15 protein-coding genes are annotated in these 21,633 nt (G+C 37.4%); 11 read left to right on the top strand and 4 right to left on the bottom strand.

Annotated features, from left to right (window positions below; all coding sequences use genetic code 11):
- Positions 1-16: 16 nt before the first annotated feature.
- Both CGC58_RS03110 and CGC58_RS03105 read right to left on the bottom strand, forming a co-directional pair.
- Positions 17-307, bottom strand: a complete 291-nt coding sequence (locus CGC58_RS03110) for a DUF721 domain-containing protein (RefSeq protein ID WP_095895075.1) — start codon at positions 305-307, stop codon at positions 17-19.
- A gap of 28 nt (positions 308-335) precedes the next feature.
- Positions 336-740: a hypothetical protein gene (locus CGC58_RS03105; RefSeq protein ID WP_095895074.1), complete on the bottom strand. Its 405-nt coding sequence runs from the start codon at positions 738-740 to the stop codon at positions 336-338.
- 107 nt (positions 741-847) lie between these two features.
- Here CGC58_RS03105 and CGC58_RS03100 point away from each other — a divergent pair, with 107 nt between their 5' ends.
- The 3 genes from CGC58_RS03100 to creD all read left to right on the top strand — a co-directional run bounded on the left by CGC58_RS03100 (position 848) and on the right by creD (position 3,402).
- The gene (locus CGC58_RS03100) at positions 848-1,480 is read left to right on the top strand and encodes a hypothetical protein (RefSeq protein ID WP_095895073.1); all 633 of its coding nucleotides are present in this window, start codon (positions 848-850) and stop codon (positions 1,478-1,480) included.
- 155 nt (positions 1,481-1,635) lie between these two features.
- Positions 1,636-1,944 (top strand): winged helix-turn-helix domain-containing protein, encoded by a 309-nt coding sequence (locus CGC58_RS03095; RefSeq protein ID WP_095895072.1) that lies wholly within the window; start codon positions 1,636-1,638, stop codon positions 1,942-1,944.
- Positions 1,945-2,031: 87 nt separating this feature from the next.
- Positions 2,032-3,402 carry a cell envelope integrity protein CreD gene (gene creD, locus CGC58_RS03090; protein ID WP_095895071.1) on the top strand — a complete coding sequence of 457 codons (1,371 nt, stop codon included), beginning with the start codon at positions 2,032-2,034 and terminating at the stop codon, positions 3,400-3,402.
- 62 nt (positions 3,403-3,464) lie between these two features.
- Here the strand turns inward: creD and ribH are convergent, their stop codons facing one another.
- Both ribH and CGC58_RS03080 read right to left on the bottom strand, forming a co-directional pair.
- Complete coding sequence (gene ribH / locus CGC58_RS03085; RefSeq protein WP_095895070.1) at positions 3,465-3,941, bottom strand: 6,7-dimethyl-8-ribityllumazine synthase; 477 nt, start codon at positions 3,939-3,941, stop codon at positions 3,465-3,467.
- 92 nt (positions 3,942-4,033) lie between these two features.
- Positions 4,034-4,822 (bottom strand): tetratricopeptide repeat protein, encoded by a 789-nt coding sequence (locus tag CGC58_RS03080; RefSeq protein WP_095895069.1) that lies wholly within the window; start codon positions 4,820-4,822, stop codon positions 4,034-4,036.
- A gap of 287 nt (positions 4,823-5,109) precedes the next feature.
- Between CGC58_RS03080 and CGC58_RS03075 the strand changes: the two genes are divergently transcribed.
- The 8 genes from CGC58_RS03075 to CGC58_RS03040 all read left to right on the top strand — a co-directional run bounded on the left by CGC58_RS03075 (position 5,110) and on the right by CGC58_RS03040 (position 21,525).
- Positions 5,110-5,628 carry an inorganic diphosphatase gene (locus CGC58_RS03075; RefSeq protein WP_095895068.1) on the top strand — a complete coding sequence of 173 codons (519 nt, stop codon included), beginning with the start codon at positions 5,110-5,112 and terminating at the stop codon, positions 5,626-5,628.
- A gap of 77 nt (positions 5,629-5,705) precedes the next feature.
- Positions 5,706-6,788: a glycine cleavage system aminomethyltransferase GcvT gene (gene gcvT / locus CGC58_RS03070; protein ID WP_095895067.1), complete on the top strand. Its 1,083-nt coding sequence runs from the start codon at positions 5,706-5,708 to the stop codon at positions 6,786-6,788.
- Positions 6,789-7,169: 381 nt separating this feature from the next.
- Positions 7,170-7,361 (top strand): cbb3-type cytochrome oxidase assembly protein CcoS, encoded by a 192-nt coding sequence (gene ccoS / locus CGC58_RS03065; RefSeq protein WP_095895066.1) that lies wholly within the window; start codon positions 7,170-7,172, stop codon positions 7,359-7,361.
- 15 nt (positions 7,362-7,376) lie between these two features.
- On the top strand, positions 7,377-9,563 hold the full coding sequence (ccoN, locus tag CGC58_RS03060; protein ID WP_095895065.1) for a cytochrome-c oxidase, cbb3-type subunit I: 2,187 nt from the start codon (positions 7,377-7,379) through the stop codon (positions 9,561-9,563).
- A 5-nt stretch (positions 9,564-9,568) separates the two neighbouring features.
- On the top strand, positions 9,569-9,763 hold the full coding sequence (locus CGC58_RS03055) for a CcoQ/FixQ family Cbb3-type cytochrome c oxidase assembly chaperone (RefSeq protein WP_095895064.1): 195 nt from the start codon (positions 9,569-9,571) through the stop codon (positions 9,761-9,763).
- Complete coding sequence (locus CGC58_RS03050; RefSeq protein ID WP_095895063.1) at positions 9,760-10,611, top strand: cbb3-type cytochrome c oxidase N-terminal domain-containing protein; 852 nt, start codon at positions 9,760-9,762, stop codon at positions 10,609-10,611. The genes CGC58_RS03055 and CGC58_RS03050 overlap by 4 nt, the downstream gene beginning before the upstream one ends.
- A gap of 112 nt (positions 10,612-10,723) precedes the next feature.
- Positions 10,724-12,148, top strand: a complete 1,425-nt coding sequence (gene ccoG, locus CGC58_RS03045) for a cytochrome c oxidase accessory protein CcoG (RefSeq protein WP_095895062.1) — start codon at positions 10,724-10,726, stop codon at positions 12,146-12,148.
- A gap of 287 nt (positions 12,149-12,435) precedes the next feature.
- Entirely contained in the window at positions 12,436-21,525 is a 9,090-nt protein-coding gene (locus CGC58_RS03040) for a T9SS type B sorting domain-containing protein (RefSeq protein WP_095895061.1), read from the top strand.
- Positions 21,526-21,633: the final 108 nt, after the last annotated feature.

The following is a 21,633-nucleotide window of genomic DNA, read 5'->3' as shown; positions in this document are numbered from 1 at the left end:
TTGTTTTTTTTAGTTTTTAGCTTGTAAGATGTAATTTTTTCACAATTTCTTCCCCTAATTCCTCATTAATGAGAGCTACGATTTTTTCTTTTCCGTATCCCAATTCTTGGCAAAGGGCAGGGGAGGATAACTGCACGTAAAGCACATCTCCTTTGAGTTCAACTGATGTGGTGTATTTAACGATGGCGTTGCCCATTAATCGGTTCCAGATTTCTTGCACTTCTACTTTGTGAAGCCCGTATTCCAAACGATTTTGTTTGATTAATTGTTTTATAACGGAAGACAATAATTGAGTGTTTCCTTCCATAAGATTTAGATAATGAATATTTTAGGGTTTAATTCTTTACTTTTTTGTAATGATAGGTAATGTTAGCTTCATTTTTTACAATAAAGGAAGTTTCATTTACGGATTCCAGAATTTCTGTCCAATGATTTTCTCCATTTTCGTAATTCATTTTGAAGATTCCATCTTCTTTAACGATTTTAAAAATTTCGCTATCGTCGTTAGTCTGGAAATTCCCCATCAATTGCGGATAAACTTTCTTACGAAATCCTGCCAAATCCTTAATTTCGATATAATCATACGTGGTATTTACCTTGTATTCTTTTGTGCTTTTATCTGGCATAATCACTTTTTCAATTTCCCAATATCCGTTCAGATTTTGTAAATCATATTCTTTAATTTGTTGATTACAAGATATTAAAGTAAAGAAAATCAGTAAAGAAAGTAATTTTTTCATATCAGTAATGATTTAAAAATAGTTTTCAAAGGTACGAAAAAAATGTCGGAAAAATTTGGCAATATCAAAAATATTCTGTTGCTTTGCATTTCAAAGTGCTTTTAGAAATGGAAAACAGAAATTATCTTCAAGATTTACAAGATATTAGGCAGATAATGCAGAAATCTACTCAATTTCTGTCACTTAGCGGGCTTTCAGGGGTTTTGGCTGGAGTGTATGCTTTGGTTGGGGCTTATTTCGTGTATTTGCTTTTAGAAAATCACTATGCTTATAATCAGTATGTTATATTAGAAAGCCGTACTTTTAAGGCTATTTTGGGGATAGCTTTTGTGGTTTTGTTATTGTCTGTCGCAACGGCTTATATTTTGTCAAATAGGAAAGCAAAACAAAAGGGAGAAACGCTTGTAAGTGCTACTTCAAAACGTGCTTTTCTGAATTTTGCTATCCCAATGATTACCGGAGGTGTATTGATTTTGTTGCTTTTAAGAAATCAATATTACGGATTATTAGCACCTATGACACTGATTTTCTATGGTTTGGCTTGTGTGAATGTAAGTAAATATACATTTCGTGATGTGCGTTATTTGGGAATTACCGAAATTGTTTTGGGGCTTTTGTCGGTTGAGTTTTCGGGCTATGGTTTGGAATTTTGGACGATAGGTTTTGGAGTATGTCACATCCTTTACGGCTCAATAATGTATTTCAAATACGAATCGCGAAGTTCAAAAAAGATTGAATAACAGATTCTTATAGAGAAAATTAGGAAAAATCTCGGTTCATTATTACAGTGATGTACTTGAAGAAGTTGAGATGCGAATTATTGAGTTTGTAGATATATATTTATTTGATAAACAGATAGATAAGAATTAAAACTAAATTTTTGATAATCAGAATAGTGAAAAATATTCTTCAAAATATAAATAAGGCTTTTGACAATCGGGTAAGGTTGGGGATAATGTCCGTATTGATGGTCAATGAAAGTGCTGATTTTAATACACTTAAGGAATTACTCAATATTACCGACGGAAATCTTGCAAGCCATACAAAAGCTCTTGAAAGCGAGGAATATATAATAGTTGAGAAAAAGTTCATCGGGCGTAAGACCAACACAAGTTACAAAGCCACCGAAAAAGGAAGAAAAGCTTTTAAAGAACATTTAGATGCTTTGGAAAAGATTATAAATCAAGAAAATACGAAGCTTTAATCTCTATTTGAATTATATTTTTTTACAATATAACTTTGAAATTCAAAGTACTTTTAATAAATAAAAACAATTAATTAAATCATTTTTATGGAAACAAATCAAAAATCATTTTTAGCTAATTTATTGAATTCAAACACAACGCGTTTGATAATGATTGGAGCATTAACACTATTTTTGCTTATTCCTTTATTTTTGGTAAAGGGATTAATCAATGAAAGAGCTGTTCGGCAATCAGAGGTAATTCGGGAAATTAATTCAAAATGGGGAAATGAGGTGTTTTTCTATGGTCCTATTTTGAAAATCCCGTACGTAACATACGTACAAAGTGAGGTTTATGACAAAAAAACGGGTAAATCGGTTATTGAAAGAATTCCGGAGCAACATTATGCTTTTTTCTTTCCGGAGGAACTCAAAAACACGTCGAAAGTACAAACCGAAATCAAGAAGCGAAACAATTACGAATCGGTGGTGTTTACCTCTCAGATGGATTTTTCGGGAAGGTATATTCAGCCCGATTTTTCTTCAAAATACGTCTCCGATACGGATATTCAGTGGGAAAAAGCCACGATTCTTATCCGAACAACCAATCTTTCAAGCATTAAAAACAGTGTTAAAATGCTTTTTTCTGGTAAAGAATACGTTTTCGAACCAATTTATGAGGCTCAGGCGAATGAAGATTACAGTTATTATAGTGAAAATAACGGTTACAGAGCAGTTTCGTCACTTGAAACGCCGTTTTTCAATGTAAAAGACCATTTCGAAAACGGAAATTTTAGTTTTTCAATAACCTATGATGGAAGTTCCAAAATCGGTATTGTTCCTATCGGAAAAGTTACAGAAAGCACAATAAAATCCGATTGGAAAGATCCGAGTTTTAGCGGAAGTTTTCTTCCATTTAAGAAAGATATTACAAATGACGGATTTTCAGCTGATTGGAAGATTTTGCATATCAACCGACCCTTTTCACAACAAACTTTTGGTTCTTTGCCCGATATTGGAAAGTACGCTTTTGAAGTAGATTTCGTGATTCCCGTTGATGAATATCAGCAGAATGAAAGAGCCGCCAAATACGGATTTTTAGTTATAGGACTTACGTTTTTGATTTTCTTTTTGATACAGACAATCAGTAAGATAAAAATTCATATTTTTCAATATACGATGATAGGCTTAGCATTAACGATGTTCTACACATTACTGATTTCTATTACTGAACATAGCAGTTTTTCAAAGGCTTATTTAATGGCTTCGGTAATGATAATTTTGCTTATCGGTTTGTATTCAATTTCAATTTTGAAAAATAGAAAATTTCCGATGTTTATAGTAGCTTCTTTATCAGCTCTCTATGGCTTTATTTATGTTATCATTCAGTTGGAGAATTACGCTTTATTGGTAGGAAGTGTTGGTTTGTTTTTGATTTTGGCTTTGGTGATGTATGTTTCAAGGAAGATTGAATGGTAATATAAGTTTTATTAAGATGAAGAGTATTTAATAATACTCTTCATTTTTTGATATTCAATAAATTAAAGAGTCACCATTTTAATGGCAGCGATAGCAGCTTCAACTCCTTTATTTCCGTGTTTTCCTCCGCTTCTGTCCAAAGATTGTTGTAAATTATTGTCTGTCAGAACACAAAAAATAACAGGAACATCTTTCGTTGCGTTCAATTGGGCGATTCCTTGTGTAACTCCTTGACACACAAAATCAAAATGACGCGTTTCACCCTGAATCACACAACCAATGGCAATTACAGCATCAACATTTTGTGTGTCAATCATTTTTTTGCTTCCGTGTATAAGTTCGAAACTTCCGGGAACTTCCCAGCAAATGATATTTTCGTCTTCTGCTCCACAATCTTTTAAGGTTTCGATAGCTCCTTTTTTTAGTCCGAATGTAACTTGCTCATTCCACTCGGAGGTAACAATTCCAAAACGGAAAGGCTTTGCACTGGGAATTGTATTTTTATCGTATTGTGATAGGTTTTTATTTTCAGTAGCCATATTTGTTTATTTTTAAAATATTTACACCTGCCACTTTGGAGTAAATCCAAAAGGTGACAGGTGTGTTTATTGCGTATTATGAAAAATGTATTTTAGTTGTTTATTTTCCCAAGAAGAATGTCAATTGTTCTTGCTTCCTCTGAGGTAGGATATTCATTTTTGATACGTTCAAAATATTTGTTAGCCTCCTCATTGCTGTTTTGCAACATAGCTGTGATTCCCGCTTTTTTCAAATAAATAGGCGTTGTGAATTCATTTTTGCTATGTTCGAAAGCTTTTTTGTAATAATTCAAAGCTTCGGCGTTGTTTTTTTGCTGAGAATAAGCGTCACCAATGTTTCCTAAAGCTAAAGCCCCAAGAATTTCGTCAGGAGAATTGAATTTTTTCAAATGTTCAATAGCTTTTTCGTAGTTTCCTTGGTTCATATATGCCATTCCAGCCGAATAATTTGCCAAATTTGCAGCTTTCGTTCCGCTGTAGTTTTCAATTATTTCCAAGAAACCGTATTTTCCATTTCCTCCTTTTAATGAAACAGTAAATAAAGAGTCTTTAACTTTGTCATCCGTAGCATTCAAAGCTTGGTCGAAAAATTCTTGAGCGAAGAACAATTCATTAGCTCCTTCTTTTTCTTTAGGCTCGGACACGAACTGTTGGTAAAGCAAATAGCCCAAACCAATCACAGCTACCGCGATTAATGTTCCGATGATAGTTTTTTGATTTTTTTGAACCCAAGCCTCTGTTTTTGAAGCACCTTCGTCAAGAGTGTCAAATACCTCCGCTGTGGTGCTTTCTTGGTGGAGTAACTCTTCTTGAAGCTCATCCAAATCTTCTGTTTTCTTCTTTCTGTTAGGTCTGTCGTTTCTCTTTCTGTAAACTGCCATATCTTTTTCTTTAAAAGTTCGGCAAAAATAAAACTTTTATTTTTATTTGAAAGAGGTTTTTGAAAAATTTTTAGTTTCTTGTAGGAAAGTTTTTCGTTTTGAAACGCTTGTGTTTTGTTTTTGATGTTGAAATGAAGGCTGCAAACGTGAAGTTAGATTATTAATCTGCCCGAAATTAGTTTTGAGTGTATGTTTTTTATAAAGAAAGTTTGAATTTTAGGCTGTTTTTTATTCGACTTTCCAAATTATTTATTTATTTTTGCGACTGTTAAAAATATTAAAAGAATATGTCTAAAAAAGAACAACTGTCTTTCGATGTGTTAATCGAGATTCCGAAAGGAAGCCGAAATAAATATGAATACGATTTTGATTTGAAAAAAATCAGATATGACCGAATGATTTTTTCATCAATGATGTACCCTGCCGATTATGGTTTTGTACCTGAAACTCTGGCGTTGGATTCTGACCCGTTAGATGTGTTGGTATTAGTTTCCGAGCCGACTTTTCCGGGTTGCGTGATGGAAGTGAAACCACTTGGGGTTTTCCATATGGCAGATGAAAAGGGGCCTGATGAGAAGATGATTTGTGTTCCGGTTTCTGACCCTGTTTGGAGTAAACTCAATACGTTGGATGACGTAAATCCGCACTTAATTATGGAAATTGAGCACTTTTTCCAAGTATATAAAGATTTGGAAAAGAAAAAAGTAGCCGTGAACGGTTGGGGTAATTTGGAAGAAGCTGTGAGCATTTATCACGAATGCCGAGAGCGTTACGCTACAGGAGGTAAAAACTTCTCAATCAAGTAAAAAACTTCAACGGAGATTGAGTCAATTTCTAAGAGAAAAATAACTAACCACTGAAATTTAAAAAAATATAAAATAATATGAAAAACACAGCTTTAACCGATGTTCATATTGCATTGGGAGCAAAAATGGTTCCTTTTGCAGGTTACAATATGCCTGTTCAGTATGAGGGTGTTAACGCCGAACACGAAACCGTACGCAACGGCGTAGGAGTATTTGATGTAAGTCATATGGGAGAATTTATTCTCAAAGGTAAACACGCTTTGGATTTGATTCAGAAAGTAACTTCTAACGATGCAACGACATTGTACGATGGACGAGCACAATACAGCTACTTGCCAAACGAAAAAGGAGGAATTGTTGATGACCTTATCGTTTACAAAATTGCAGATGAACATTATTTGTTAGTTGTTAACGCTTCTAATATCGAGAAAGATTGGGATTGGATTAGCAAACACAATACTTGGGGAGTGGAAATGGAAAATGCTTCTGACCAATATTCGTTGTTGGCAATTCAAGGACCTAAGGCTTTGGAGGCTATTCAACCGCTTACATCTGTAAACTTATCGGAAATAAAAAACTACCATTTCGTAATTGGTGATTTTGCCGGAGTGAAAGACGTAATTATCTCTGCAACAGGATATACAGGTAGCGGAGGAGTTGAAATATATGTTAAAAACGAACATATTAAACACGTTTGGGATGAAGTTTTCAGAGTGGGAGAGCCTTTCGGGATAAAGCCTATCGGGTTGGCAGCTCGTGATACGCTTCGTTTGGAAATGGGCTTCTGCTTGTACGGGAATGATATTGATGACACAACTTCTCCAATTTCAGCAGGATTAGGCTGGATTACCAAGTTTACTAAAGATTTTGTAAGTTCCGATGCAATTAAATCAGATAAAGAAAACGGAGTTAGCAAAAAGCTGGTTGGTTTTGAAATGCAGGAAAAAGCTATTCCGCGTCACGGATATGAAATCGTTGATGCTGAGGGAAATGTCATTGGAAACGTAACAAGCGGAACGATGGCTCCTTCTCTTGGTAAAGGAATTGGTTTAGGATACGTACCTACCGAGCTTTCTAAACCGGGAAGTGAAATTTTTATCCAAATTCGTAAAAATAAAGTTCCGGCAACGGTAGTGAAATTGCCTTTCTATAAAGGATAGTTTTATATATGACTTAAAATCAGTAAAATAATTTTTAATATTAAGCTCAAAAATCTGAATTCTGTATTTAGATTTTTGGGCTTTTTGTTTTTGATTGAAAAGAAAAACTAATTATTTTAAGTTGATTTTCTTGTATTTCTATCCGTAAATTATATCTATTTGTGAGGATAATTATAATGATTGTTAAAAGTTATCCTAAAAAATGAAGAAAATTTTTACTTTTTTTAACTTTGTAATTGTTTGTTTTTCAGGTTTTTGTTTGTTTTTTGGATAAACAAAAAACTTTAGATTTATTCAAAATAAAAAAAAATGATATATGTCATTTTTTTAACTGATTAAGATTATGTATTTTTGCCACATCCATACGAGAACTGTTTTGAGATGAGTGTGATATATATGTTGATTAGTATAAGTATTGCGGTGGCACTATTGTTTTTTTTCTTATTCATAATGGCAGTAAGAAAAGGGCAATATGATGATAGTCATACACCTGCAGTGCGTATGCTTTTTGAAGACGAGCTTGTTGACGAAAAAACAGAGAATACAATTAAGGAGGAAAAACTAACTGAATAATTAATTTAATAAATAATGGAGAAGCAACAATTTTACTATGACAACAAAATTGTACGGAAGTTCCTTTTTGCAACTCTTTTTTGGGGAGTTATAGGAATGGTAGTAGGGCTATGGTTAGCCTATTTATTCTTGTTTCCGACAATGTCTAACGAAATTCCTTGGTTGAGTTTCGGACGCCTTCGCCCATTGCATACAAATGCTGTGATTTTTGCGTTTGTAGGGAATGCTATTTTTGCGGGGGTTTACTATTCACTACAACGGCTTTTAAAGGCTCGTATGTTTAGTGATTTTTTAAGTAACTTTAATTTCTGGGGATGGCAGCTGATTATCGTTGGAGCTGCGATAACCCTTCCGTTGGGTTACACCACTTCTAAAGAATATGCTGAGTTGGAGTGGCCAATTGACATAATGATTGCCTTAGTTTGGGTAGCTTTTGGGGTAAATATGATTGGAACGCTTTTGAGAAGAAGGCAACGTCATATTTACGTGGCTATTTGGTTCTACTTGGCTACATTTGTTACGGTAGCGGTACTCCACATTTTCAATAACTTAGAGCTTCCTGTGACGATGCTTAAGTCTTACTCTGTTTACGCAGGGGTTCAAGATGCGTTGGTACAGTGGTGGTATGGGCATAATGCGGTTGCTTTCTTCTTGACAACGCCTTTCTTAGGCTTGATGTACTACTTTGTTCCGAAAGCAGCAAACCGTCCGGTATATTCTTACCGATTGTCAATCATCCACTTCTGGAGTTTGATTTTTATCTACATTTGGGCAGGACCACACCACTTATTATATACGGCTTTACCTGAATGGGCACAAAACTTAGGAGTAGTATTCTCTGTAATGTTGGTGGCTCCGTCTTGGGGAGGTATGATTAATGGTTTGTTAACACTTCGTGGAGCTTGGGATACAGTTCGTGAAAGTCCCACATTGAAATTTATGGTTGTGGCTATTACCGGATATGGTATGGCTACTTTTGAAGGACCAATGTTGTCACTTAAAAACGTAAACGCAATTGCTCACTTTACTGACTGGATTATTGCTCACGTTCACGTTGGTGCATTGGCTTGGAACGGATTCCTTGCTTTTGGTATGATTTACTACATTGTGCCTAAAATGTGGAAAACGAATCTTTACTCTATGAAGTTAGCGAATTTCCATTTCTGGATAGGTACTTTAGGTATTGTATTCTATGCTTTACCGCTTTATGTAGCAGGATTTACGCAAGCTTCATTGTGGAAACAATTTAATCCGGATGGAACTTTGACATACGGAAACTTCTTGGAAACAGTAACTCAAATTATGCCGATGTATGCTTTGCGTGCTGTTGGAGGAACACTTTATTTGATTGGAGTTCTTGCCGGAGTTTATAACGTTATCAAAACATTGCAAACAGCTCCTAAATTGGAAGACGAGTTGGCTCAAGCTCCTGCTTTATCAACAATCAGCAGTGGAAGATTACAAGGAGAAACCCTACATACTTGGTTAGAGAGAAAACCTGTTCAAATGACAATTTGGGCTACGGTTGCTATTTTAATCGGAGGTGTTGTACAAATCGTTCCAACTATCTTTGTAAAATCGAACATACCTACGATTTCAAGTGTAAAACCTTATACGCCACTTGAATTAGAAGGACGTGATTTGTATATCCGTGAGGGGTGTGTGTCTTGTCACAGTCAAATGGTACGTCCGTTCCGTAGTGAGGTAGAGCGTTACGGTGAGTTTGCGAAAGCAGGTGAGTTTGTGTACGACCGTCCGTTCTTGTGGGGAAGTAAGCGTACAGGACCTGATTTGCTTCGTTTAGGAGGAAAATATTCCGATAACTGGCATTTTAATCATATGTACGACCCAACAAGTACTTCACCTGGAAGTATAATGCCGGCATATCCTTGGCTGACAAGAGATAAACACGACCGAAGTGATATTGAAGCTAAGATGCGTGGTTTGGCTAAATTGGGTGTGCCTTACACGGAAGAAGATATTGCTAATGCTCATAAATCAATGGATGAGCAAGCTGCAAAAATCGAGAAGAATTTGTATAATGACCCTGATTTTGTGAAACAATATGAAGCTTCTAAGGCAAAGGCTGAAAAAGAAGGTAAAGAATTCATTCCGATGAAAGACCGTGAAATTGTTGCACTTATCGCTTATTTGCAACGATTGGGAACAGATATTAAAATTAAAACTGCAAACGCTGAATAACAACAATGCTCAAGTTTATTAAGGAACATATGGCGACAATTGATGGGATTGAAATATTTCCCATCATATCGCTATCAATATTTTTCATTTTCTTTGTAGGGCTCTTTTGGTGGGTTTTTGGCTACAAGAAAGAAGCTATTGATAGGATGAATAATATTCCTTTTGATAACGATGACGAAAATAACAACACTTTATCATGAAAAGAAATTTAATACCATTTTTACGAGTAATAACCATTGTTGGTGTTGTGGCTCTTATTTTGGAACTTTTATATGGAAGCAAGGATGAGTGTGCCATCGCTAAGTATTCTCAAATACAGATGCTTTTGGTTTTCTTACTCTTTGTTCTGATTTTCACAGAAGTAGTTTTGCGAGGAGTTTCCAACTTAACTTATGGGGTTAAACCTAAGTCAGGGTTCGCAGCAGAAGAAGGCTCTTTGTGGAAGCGTTTTTACGCAAGTATGGTTAATCAAGTTCCGATTGAGCGTGAAAGTGAAATTATATTAGAGCACGAGCACGACGGAATCAAAGAGCTTGATAATACTTTGCCTACTTGGTGGGTGTATTTGTTCTACGCTACGATAGTTTTTATGGTTGTGTATCTTGTTCGATTTGAGGTGATTAAAGATTATAATCAAGTTGAGGAATACGACAGAGATGTAGCACAAGCCAAAATAGAAATTGCCGAATACAGAAAAAATAACCCGAATTTGCTTAATGCTGATAATGTAAAATTACTTACAGATGCTTCGGATATTGAAGCTGGTAAGAAAATCTTCCAAATGAATTGTGTGGCTTGTCACGCGATGGACGGAGGAGGAGGTATCGGTCCTAACTTAACGGATGACTACTGGATTTTGGGCGGAAGCATCAACAAGATTTTCAACACTATTTCAGAAGGAGGTAGAGACGGAAAAGGTATGGTGGCTTGGAAGGCTTCATTGAAACCGGAAGAAATCGCTCAAGTAGCAAGTTATATAAAAACGTTAAAAGGAACTACTCCGGCTAATCCAAAAGCAGCTGAAGGAGATTTATATACAGAAGAATAAGAGTTAGATCTTAAATATTAATGGTAGAGATTAGAGAATTTGGTACTGAATAGCTTCATTGCTATGTGTTCGCATTCTCTAATCTCTTTTCTTATTTTTAAACTAAAGTGTTATGGCACAGCAAGGTAAAGATGTATTTCGCGATTCGATAGGAACCATTGATGAGGAAGGGAAAAGAGCTTGGGTGTATCCTAAAAAGCCTTCGGGTAGGTATTATCGTTATAGAAAATACGTAAGTTATGTTCTTTTACTCATACTTTTTGCGAGTCCTTTTATAAAAATTAATGGTAATCAGTTTTTATTATTCAATGTACTTGACCGTAAATTTAATATTTTCGGACTTCCTTTTTGGCCACAAGATTTTTATCTGTTTGTAATTTCTATGATTATAGGAATTGTGTTTCTTTCCTTATTTACAGTAGTTTTCGGAAGGATTTTTTGTGGTTGGATTTGTCCGCAAACCATATTTATGGAAATGGTTTTCCGCAGAATTGAGTACTGGATAGATGGGGATAGAGGAGCACAAATGAGGCTAAACAAGCAACCCTGGAATGCGGAAAAAATTCGTAAACGTGTGCTGAAATGGACGATATTTTTCTTGATTTCCTTTTTGGTAGCAAACGTATTTTTGGCGTATCTGATAGGTTCTGATGTTCTTCTCACTTACATTGTTGAAGGTCCTCTGAATCATTTAAGTACATTCATAGCCTTATTTATTTTTACTTGTGTTTTTTATTTCATATTTGCTTGGTTCAGAGAGCAGGTGTGCATCATTGCCTGTCCGTATGGGCGTTTGCAAGGGGTACTTTTGGATAATCGTTCCGTGATTGTTGCTTACGATTATGTGCGTGGTGAGGGAGAAAAAGGACGTAAGAAGTTTCGCAAAAACGAGAATCGCCAAGAGCTTGGTCACGGTGATTGTATAGACTGCTCGCAATGCGTACACGTCTGTCCCACAGGGATTGACATTCGTAACGGAACGCAGTTGGAATGCGTGAATTGTACGGCTTGCATTGATGCTTGCGATGAGATAATGGACAAAACGGGCTTCAAACGAGGATTGATACGATTTGCAAGTGAGGAAAATATAGCCAAAAAAGCATCTTTTAAGTTTGATTTGAGAATGAAAGGATATACGGCAGTACTTACTATTCTTGTGGGAATACTGATAGGTATGCTGTTCGTTCGTACTGATGTTCAGGCAAATGTATTGCGAGTGCCGGGGCAGTTGTACAATCACGAAGAAGGAGGAATTATCAATAATTTATATACTTACAAGATTATCAACAAAACCACACGTGATTTTGATAACGTAACCATAAAAGTTGCGGGTTCGTTGAAGGCCGAAGTGGTTTTGGTGGGAAAAACATCTATTTTTGTTCCAAAACAAGGAATGGCAGAGGGGACTTTGTTCATAAAAATTGAAGAATCTTCTTTGGAGGAAGAAAAGACAAAGTTAATTCTGGACGTATATAGCGAAGGAAATAAAATAGAAACAGAGAAAACGATATTTTTAGGCCCGAGGGTTTTTAAATAATTTATAGATTTTTCTTTGATTATTAGTTTCTTACGTTGAAACATTCAAGATGCTTAAAGATAAAACGGAATTAAAACTTTCTATTGTCAAGTTTTAACTCCGTTTTATGAAAAATCATTATTTAAATTTATTGTATCATAAAAGGTTACTAATCGACTACTGATAACTTATAGATTAAATTTAAGAATTGCTGTTAATTTAATCATAAAATGTTATAGTGCAGTGTCTTTTGTTTGATTAATTGATATATTTGCAATTCAATGCACTTATATTAAAAAACGCTCATTATGAAAAATGCATTTAAACACATAAATATGAATTGTTTACGTTTTGTAATTTTAATGGTTGCCTCTCTTATTTTTTGGGAGGTGGGAGCTCAGGTAACTATTCCTCCAAATGGAGTTACGGTTACTGTGGGAGATGATTATGGTTTAGTGGATAATAACTATAAATTAGGAAAATTAACAACTCAGGTTACTTTTAGCGGTTCGGGGACTGCTGAGGTAGTTGTTACATTTCCTGAAGGTATTACTATGGAAGCCAATTCTTTGACGCTTACTCCCTCAACGGCAGTTGCTACAAACATCGCTCAGAATGGTTCGGTTGTAACCTTTCAAATTACGGGGGCATCTGGTTCGGTAACATTTTCGTTGGATAAGCTGATTTCTCCTCAGGCTCATCAAAGGGCTCGGAGTGCAGATACCTCGTATGTGTTGCAGGACAAAGTGAAAATAACTCAAAACGGGGATACGAAGGAACAGAGTAGCAAGGTCTATAACTATGCTTATCCTATATTGGGATTGTCTGGTGTAGTTGCAAATAACACAGCCGTTATGGGGTTGAATACCAGTGGATTTTCTGTTGTAAATACAGGGAACGGAAAAGCTACGGACATCTATCTGGTAGTAGAGTATCCGGCTGATATTACTCATAATGAGGTTTCGATGAACGGAACTCCACTACAACAAATTTCTAATAATGGTAACAAATATACTTTTAAGATAGGTAAGGACAGTTATAATAATGGTAATGGTTTAGTTAATGGGCAGCAAGCACTTGCTTTGGTTCATAAGTATAACGTTACATCGCGATGTGTAAAAAACACACAAATTAAATATGTAGTAAACTGGGGAGAAGGAGATACCGAAGATACTTGGTATCAGAATTCTGGTAATGAGGCTTTACGTACAGTCAGTTCAGAAGCAGGGGCACCCAATATTGAAATTACGCGTAAAGACACAGGCAAATCTAATAGTAAGTTTGACAACACTGATTATACAAAAACTTATTTTACAATCAAAAATGGGCATTGTGTTGCCGAAGGTGGCGTGGTAGGAACATTGCGAGTTTCATACACAAATTATGGTACCAATACCTCACTGGCGTCAGCGTTGTATAAGTTGGGCTTGTATTTGAGAGAAAATCTAAATGATGCTTCAAAGGCATATCATAAGCCAAGCAACGTTCGCGTGGGAAGTGCAACTTTACCAGTAACAGCAGTACCCCTGCCTAATGTTTCAGGTCAGGATAAGCTCTATAAGGTTGATTTTTCAGGGCTTACCTCTGATCCCGATGGAGCGAATGAAGGTTTGGCAGACTTGGATAACGATGGAGTTTTTGATGATTTGCCATCAGGAGCTACTTTTGTGATTGAATATGATTTGATTAAGAATGGGTCGGCAGCTGAATTCGAGTCACGTTGTGTAACCTCGAACATTCAGGGGGGAACGAGTTTTTCTGATTATTTAGTTTATTTGTACAGTAATTACGCTACTTACCAAACAATGTGTGGAGATAAAGTAGGAGGAGAGGGAGCAAACCCATTGGATAAGGCTGTATATTTGGAAAACAGATCATTCAGAAGATATCATCACGTAACTGACGGTTCATTCACTCCGGCTACTTTGTACAGTGGTGCTTCGCCTATTGAGGGACGTTTTGTGTTCGGGTCATCAAGTTTTTTTGTAACTAATATAGGCAGTACGGGAAGAGATAATGCCAAATGGCGTATTCAGTATAAGATAAATTTGCCTGCGGGAGTGAAAGCTACCAACATTAAGTGGTTCAACGCTGATGGATATCCAGCAACAGAACCAGCGACAAATTATGATTCTTCTTCTGTTACTACGGGTAGAAATTTAGTCATATTAGCTCCTCAAAATAATAAGCGAGGCTATGTAACAATGGACTTCGAAGCCGAGTGTGGTAGCAATGTAACTGATGCCATCACTTATGAAATCAATTTGTTAGATAATTATGGTGAAACCGCAGTATGTCCTATTAAGTTGGTATGTGGCAGTAAGCCTGTGAAGGTAGTTTGTACTACTGATTGTGATAATGATGGTCCTATTATGATTGAAACTTCGGGTGAACGTGCTGAAAATTCGTTAGGTTGGACAGACCATACGATGCAGACTCGTCACACGAAAGCCACACTTAAAGCAACCAATGCTGTGATGTTAAAACGTTCATTGCATCACGATGATATTGAGATTACTGCACGTGGAAAACAAGCCAGAGGTACAGCTGATAATCTGTACTACACGTTTACCACTGGTGAGGGAGTTTCGTTGATACCCAAAAGTATTGTAGTGAAGTTTGTATCGGGAAGCATCTCAGGAGTTACTCAAACTCTTACCGCTACCGAGGCAGGTGTAACTACCAATGCAGTAGGAACAGGAGCGGGACTTAAACGGCAAACTAAAATCACTTGGAATTTGACAAAAGCGTTAAATTCAAAAGCTTTGCAACCCGAAGATATTTTTGAAGTGGTGGCAACATATCAGGTGAGCAAGTATGATGACATTAATGAAATTTATTTAGCCAATTCAGCAGAGCGTTTGGTAGGGCACTCATCTTATTTCTATATGCTTGATGCAACAGGGAAAGAACAGTATTGCGGTTCGGCATTAACCCCTGAAATGTACACATCGCTTACAACACCATTTGATGGAGACAACGGAGGCCAACAAAAATTTTCTGGTTGTACAAAAACAAACATAGGTGGAGGTTTTCTTGCGTTTATGGCACGACGTACACCTTCTTCAAATACAAAACTAATTGGAGAGTTCCGTCCTGACCGTTTGTTGAAGCAAATTTCGTTTACATTGCCTAAAACACTCGTGGTATCAAACCCTATGACGTATTATGAGTACGCAACACATTATGATACTAGAACGGGAGTAGCATCACGTCAAACGATTAATATTCCATTATCTGATTACACTAAAACGGAATCGGGTAACTTTGTAACTTATACACTTAAAAACGAATATAATCCTAATACAAAAACCTACAAGATGCCTCCGGGGCTTTTGGTTAATCACAATGCCTACTCTGCTTTATTGCGAGTAGAAACGGTTGGTTCTTGTGATTCTCCTGAGGTTTTTGAGGAAAGAGGACGTGTAGCCAATAATCCAGAATATTATGACTACTTTTATCATTACGGGATAACTCAACCCGATGGAAGCAATGCACCAGTTTACAATACTTCAAAGGAATTCCGTGTTTTGATGGAAAACAAACCAGGAGTTAGTTTGGCTGTTTTAGGAAATACAACTCTGAAAGTTACTAATTTAGCTCAGGAAATTAAAGTAAAGCTGACTAACAAAAATGCTTTGTCAGCAGCTCCTTATACTTGGTTATCTATTCCAGATGTTCAAGGAGTTGAGGTTATAGGTTTGCAAGAAGTTGATGGAAACACATTGCGAACTATTGATAAAGTAACAACTATCAGTGGTGAGTCAATGTTCTATTTAAGTGAAGCGGTGTTGCCTGCATCTGGTAGAGAGTACATTATAAAAGTACGTTTAACGAACTGTACACAAGCAACATTGAGGGTGCTTACTGGTTGGAATTGTAGTAAGTTCCCGTCGGGTTATAACCAAACGTGTAGTAGTGCAACAGATCCGAAATTAACTGATTCTGAGAAATCGGTAACATTGGTGCATTCAGGTAGTGAAATTCAGCTTAAACGAACACAGACACCTAATCCAGATCCGCAAGATCAAACAAGAGCAAAATTGAATATGTGTGCGGATAACTGGTACGAATATGAGATTAATAGTGGAGGAGATGGAGATGTTATTGATCCTAAAATCTCAATTACCAAAGAATTAGGAGTAACAATTGCTGGTGTTGAGGTCTATTACCCATTCGATGCGGTATCTCCAAGGACTTTGACTTCACGAGATGAGGGAACGGCTGTGGTGTACGACTTGTTACCTGCTGGTCAGCCTTTATTGGGAAGAGAATCTACCCAAAGTGAGAATCAACGTAAGATACGTGTACGTGTAAACATAAAACCAGATTGTGAATTCCGTGGGGGTTCGACCTTCGGTATGGAAGTATTGGGTAAAAATACCTGTGGCGGAGCACTTGAAGGGACACGTGATAATGCCATTACAGCGGCTATTGAAGGGGTTGCTGAAGCTAATTATAGAGTTATTAACACACTTACACATACTGGTGGTGACGCCAATGCTTGTGCTTCTGGTGCTACTTATGAAGGTAAGCACAGTATTTCAGCTGCTTCGGGAGCAACTACGCAAGATGGAGGAAGGGTTGTGATACGTATTCCCCAAGGGTTTAAAATGGTTGTGGGAACATTTGCAACAAAAGACCATTCAGGGAATTTTAATCTTACAAATGTAGTTCTTGAAACAGAGAGTGGGGTTGTTTTGCCTTCAGGAGTTACAGAATATCGAATAAAAGTACCTCAAAATATGGCAAATGACAACTGGTTTACATATCAATTTACTGTTAAACAGCCTGATGGGGAAAAAGCAACTAATTGTGAATCAGAAGCTAAAATTGAATATTATACAATAGATACGGTAGGTTCGGTAGCCTGTCCGGGAGGTAATGATTGTGCTAACATAACAACAGCAACTTCCGAGGTTAAGACCGTTACTCTAAAAGCTGAGCGTGCTTCATTAGTGATTAAAAATATAATTGCAACATCACAAGCCAAAAATAATAAAGAAGAGCTTGGTTTAACTTTTGATATAGAGAATACATCAAATACACCTTATACAGGAGCACTGAAAATAGCATTATTTGATGATGTAAACAATAATGGTAAAGTAGATGAAAATGAGCCTTCTTTAGGAGTAATCACTCTTTCAAGTCAGACTTTCGCAGAAAGCACTACAGTTCAGGGGCTCCAAGGAATGATTGAACTGCCACAGGAGCAAGTTTGCCGATTACGAATGAAGATAACATCTGCTGACAATAACTGCTTGTGTGATATGTCAGATGTTTTGGTACCTGCCCCTGCGACAATTACAGGTCTGGTAAAAGATGTAACTATTTGCCAAACAGATAGTAAGGAACTTGAATATAGTGCTGAGGCACCACAGTTTGCCTCTTATCATTGGAGCTCGACAGATTCCCAAGCAATGGATTATTTATCAGCGAATAATATAGGAAACCCTGTATTTACGTATACGGGTGCTGATATAACGCAAGATACAACCTTTACATATACGTTAACGGTACGTCGTGCAGGAGGTTGTGAGGCGATACAAACCGTTGTGGTTACTGTTACTCCTGCCCCTGCTGCCCCTGCTGTGTCTCCATTGACTTTCTGTGTAACAGCAACAGGAGCTGATTTAACTCCAAGCATTGCCTCAGGACATAATTGGTACACAACTGCCAAAGGAGGGACACCGATAACATCAGCACAGGTTCTATCTACTGGAACATATTATGTATCAAGTACAAATGGAAGTTGTGAGAGTTTGCGTGCGTCAGTGAATATAGTTATTTCGGCAAATCAAACGCCTAAGGGAGCCTTATCCGAAGTACCCTTCTGTGATAATACAGGGCAGAATGTTACGGTTGTTCAGCTTAAAGCCAAAATTTTAGAATTAGAACCTGCTTCGGGGGCTGTTATTAAGGTTTATAGCGGTACTCAATTGTTAAATGACACAGATGTAGTGATGCCAGGTACAACTTATAGATATACGCGTACAACGGATAATGATTGCGAAAGTGAAGGTCAGGACATAACGATTTTATTAGGAAAATCAACTGTGCCAACGGGTGATAATTCACAGAAGTTCTGTGGAACACCTACGGTAGCTGACTTGGCTGCAATTTATGGAGGCAATGCGAAAATTTTTGAGGATGCCACTACGCTTATAGCTCTGACTGATGCGACAAATCTTACAAATGGAACGTATTATGTACGAAATGTGGAAGTGGGTAAATGTCCGAGTGACGTTCTTTCAGTAAGTGTAACAGTTGAAAGTAACTGCGTAGATGCCATAGATGACAGGAATGCATCACCAATTAACGGAAGCGTAGGAAATCCAAATGTGCTGAATGTACTGACAAATGACATTCTTAATGGAGTGCCAAACATTCCGGTTTCAGAGGTTACTATTACGGTGCCTACACCTGCAACACCAATAAACGGAAGCCCTAATGTACCAACACTTGAACCAACAACGGGCAATGTAAGTGTACCAGCAGATACTCCATCAGGTACTTACACGATTGTTTACCAAATTTGTACAAACACAAATATCTGTGATACAGCAAATGTGGTAATTGTGGTGGACGCACAACCGATTGACGCAAAAGATGATACCTTTGCTCCAATGGCAGGAAATACGGGAGGAAAAGCAGGAAATGTTCTATCTAACAATGGTGATGGAACGGATACCTTAGGAGGTAATGATGCAACTACTTCCGATGTTGCGATAAGTGTAGTTACACAGGCAACAGGAATTAACGGAAGTACGGTTGTACCAACGTTAGATGTGGCAACAGGTGATGTTACTGTTCCAGCAAATACTCCGTCAGGAACTTATACTATTGTGTACAGTATCTGTGAGAAATTAAATCCAACAAATTGTGACACGGCTACGGCAACTGTTGTGGTAACTTCGGCAACTTTGGTGGCAAACCCTGATGATTTCAGTGGAACGCCGATTAGTGGAGTTAATGGAGGAAATACGCCAAGTGTTTTGACAAATGATACGCTTAACGGAAGCCCGTTAAACCCAACAGAGGTAGATCTGACGTGGGGAACTAATATCCCAGCAGGTTTAACACCAAATGCCGATGGAACAATAAGTGTAGCTCCAAACACTCCATCAGGAACATATACTTTAACCTATACAATTTGTGAAAAATTAAATCCAACAAATTGTGATACAACTACGGCAACTGTTGTGGTAGATGCTCGTCCGATTGACGCAAAAGATGATTCATTCTCGCCTGTATCAGGAAATACTGGTGGAACTGCGGGTAATGTTCTTTCCAACAACGGTAATGGAGCGGATACCTTGGGAGGTAATGATGCTGCTATTTCTGACGTTACTATGAGTGTAGTTACCCCAGCTGTGGGAATCGGCGGAAGTACAATCGTTCCAACATTGGATACGACAACAGGAGATGTTACCGTTCCAGCAAATACTCCGCCAGGTACTTATACTATTGTGTATAGAATTTGCGAGAAATTAAATCCAGCAAATTGTGATACGGCTACGGCAACTGTTGTGGTAGATGCTCGTCTGATTGACGCAAAAGATGATTCATTCTCGCCTGTATCAGGAAATACTGGTGGAACTGCGGGTAATGTTCTTTCTAACAACGGTAACGGAGCAGATACCTTAGGGGGTAATGATGTGGTTATTTCTGATGTTACTATGAGTGTAGTTACCCCAGCTGTTGGAATCGGCGGAAGTACAATCGTTCCAACATTGGATACGACAACAGGAGATGTTACCGTTCCAGCGAACACTCCGCCAGGTACTTATACTATTGTGTATAGAATTTGCGAAAAATTAAATCCAACAAATTGTGACACGGCAACGGCAACTGTTGTGGTAACTTCGGCAACTTTGGTGGCAAACCCTGATGATTTCAGCAGTACACCTATCAGAGGTATTGATGGAGGTACTACGCCAAATGTACTTACAAACGATACCTTTAATGGAAGTCCATTGAATCCGTCAGATGTAACACTTACTTGGGGTACTAATGTTCCTACCGGATTTACACCAAACGCAGACGGAACTATTACCATCGCACCAAATACGCCGGCAGGTACATATACCATAACTTATACTATCTGTGAGAAATTGAATCCGACAAATTGTGAAAGTGTTGAGGTTACCATAGTTGTGACTGAGGAGCCGATAGACGCTAAGGATGATAACTTCCCTGCCGTATCTGGTAACACGGGCGGAAAAGCAGGTAATGTTCTTTCGGATAATGGTAATGGTTTAGATGTGTTAGGAACAAATCCTGCAACGATTGCAAATGTTAATATTACACAGGTTACGCCTGCATCGCCAATCAATGGTAGTGCAAATATTCCAACATTGGATGTAACTACCGGAGATATTAATGTTCCGACAGATACACCAGCGGGTACTTATACTATTGTATATCGTATTTGTGAGAAACTGAATCCAACAAATTGTGATACAGCCACAGCTACGGTAGAGGTAGCAGCCTTACCAATTGTAGCAAACGATGATGATTATACATCATTCCCGATATACACAGCTGTAGGAGGAACTGTAACTACTTCTGTATTAGTGAATGACACGATTGGAGGAGCTCCGGCTACTTTAGGAACTGTTACTATTTCAAATCCTACTACACCGAATACAAACATCTATATTGATGTTTCTAACGGAACGGTTGTGGTATTGCCAAATACGCCAGCGGGAACCTATACACTTACTTACACAATCTGTGAAAATGCTAATGCGACAAATTGTAGTAATGAGGCAAACGTGACGGTAGTTGTTTTGGATGTTCCGAAAGCGAATGATGATTCTGCAACCACTGAAATAAATACTCCTGTAACAGTGAATATTTTGGATAACGATGAAAATATCCCAACAACAGGAAGAGTTGCCGTTGTGACTGATCCGTCAAGAGGTACTGTACAAGTAAATGATGGCGGAACACCAGATGACCCATCTGATGACACCATTACATACACTCCAAATCCAGGTTTTGTTGGTACGGATACATTTGTGTATGAGCTTTGTGACGCGGCGGGTAATTGTTCAAATGCAACAGTTACAATCGAAGTTGTAGCCGGAGGAGATATAGTTCCTTATAACGCTATTTCAACTAATGATGATGGTTCAAATGATATATTCTACATCAAGGGAATTGAGGCATATCCGAACAATACGGTAAGAATTTACAATCGTTGGGGAGTGAAAGTATTTGAAGCTCACGGGTATAATAATACAACGAAAGTCTTCAGAGGATTATCAAACGGAAGGGTAACGATAGAAGCTCCGGAGAAATTGCCACAAGGAACGTATTATTACATAATAGAATATGTGGATAAAAACAATCAAACTAAGAAAAAAGGAAGTTGGTTGTACATCAAAAATTAGACATTAATACTTATTGAAAAACTCGAGTGTTAATACAAAAACCGCTCGGGTTTTTCAAAAAAGTTATGGAGATAGGATACGATTATAAAATAAGACAATAAACATATA

Origin of the sequence: Capnocytophaga stomatis, assembly GCF_002302635.1 — a bacterium.
In the GTDB taxonomy this organism is placed as follows: Bacteria; Bacteroidota; Bacteroidia; order Flavobacteriales; family Flavobacteriaceae; genus Capnocytophaga; species Capnocytophaga stomatis.
Note: the sequence above shows the minus strand (reverse complement) of the source record. Positions and strands in the feature narration are given on the sequence as shown.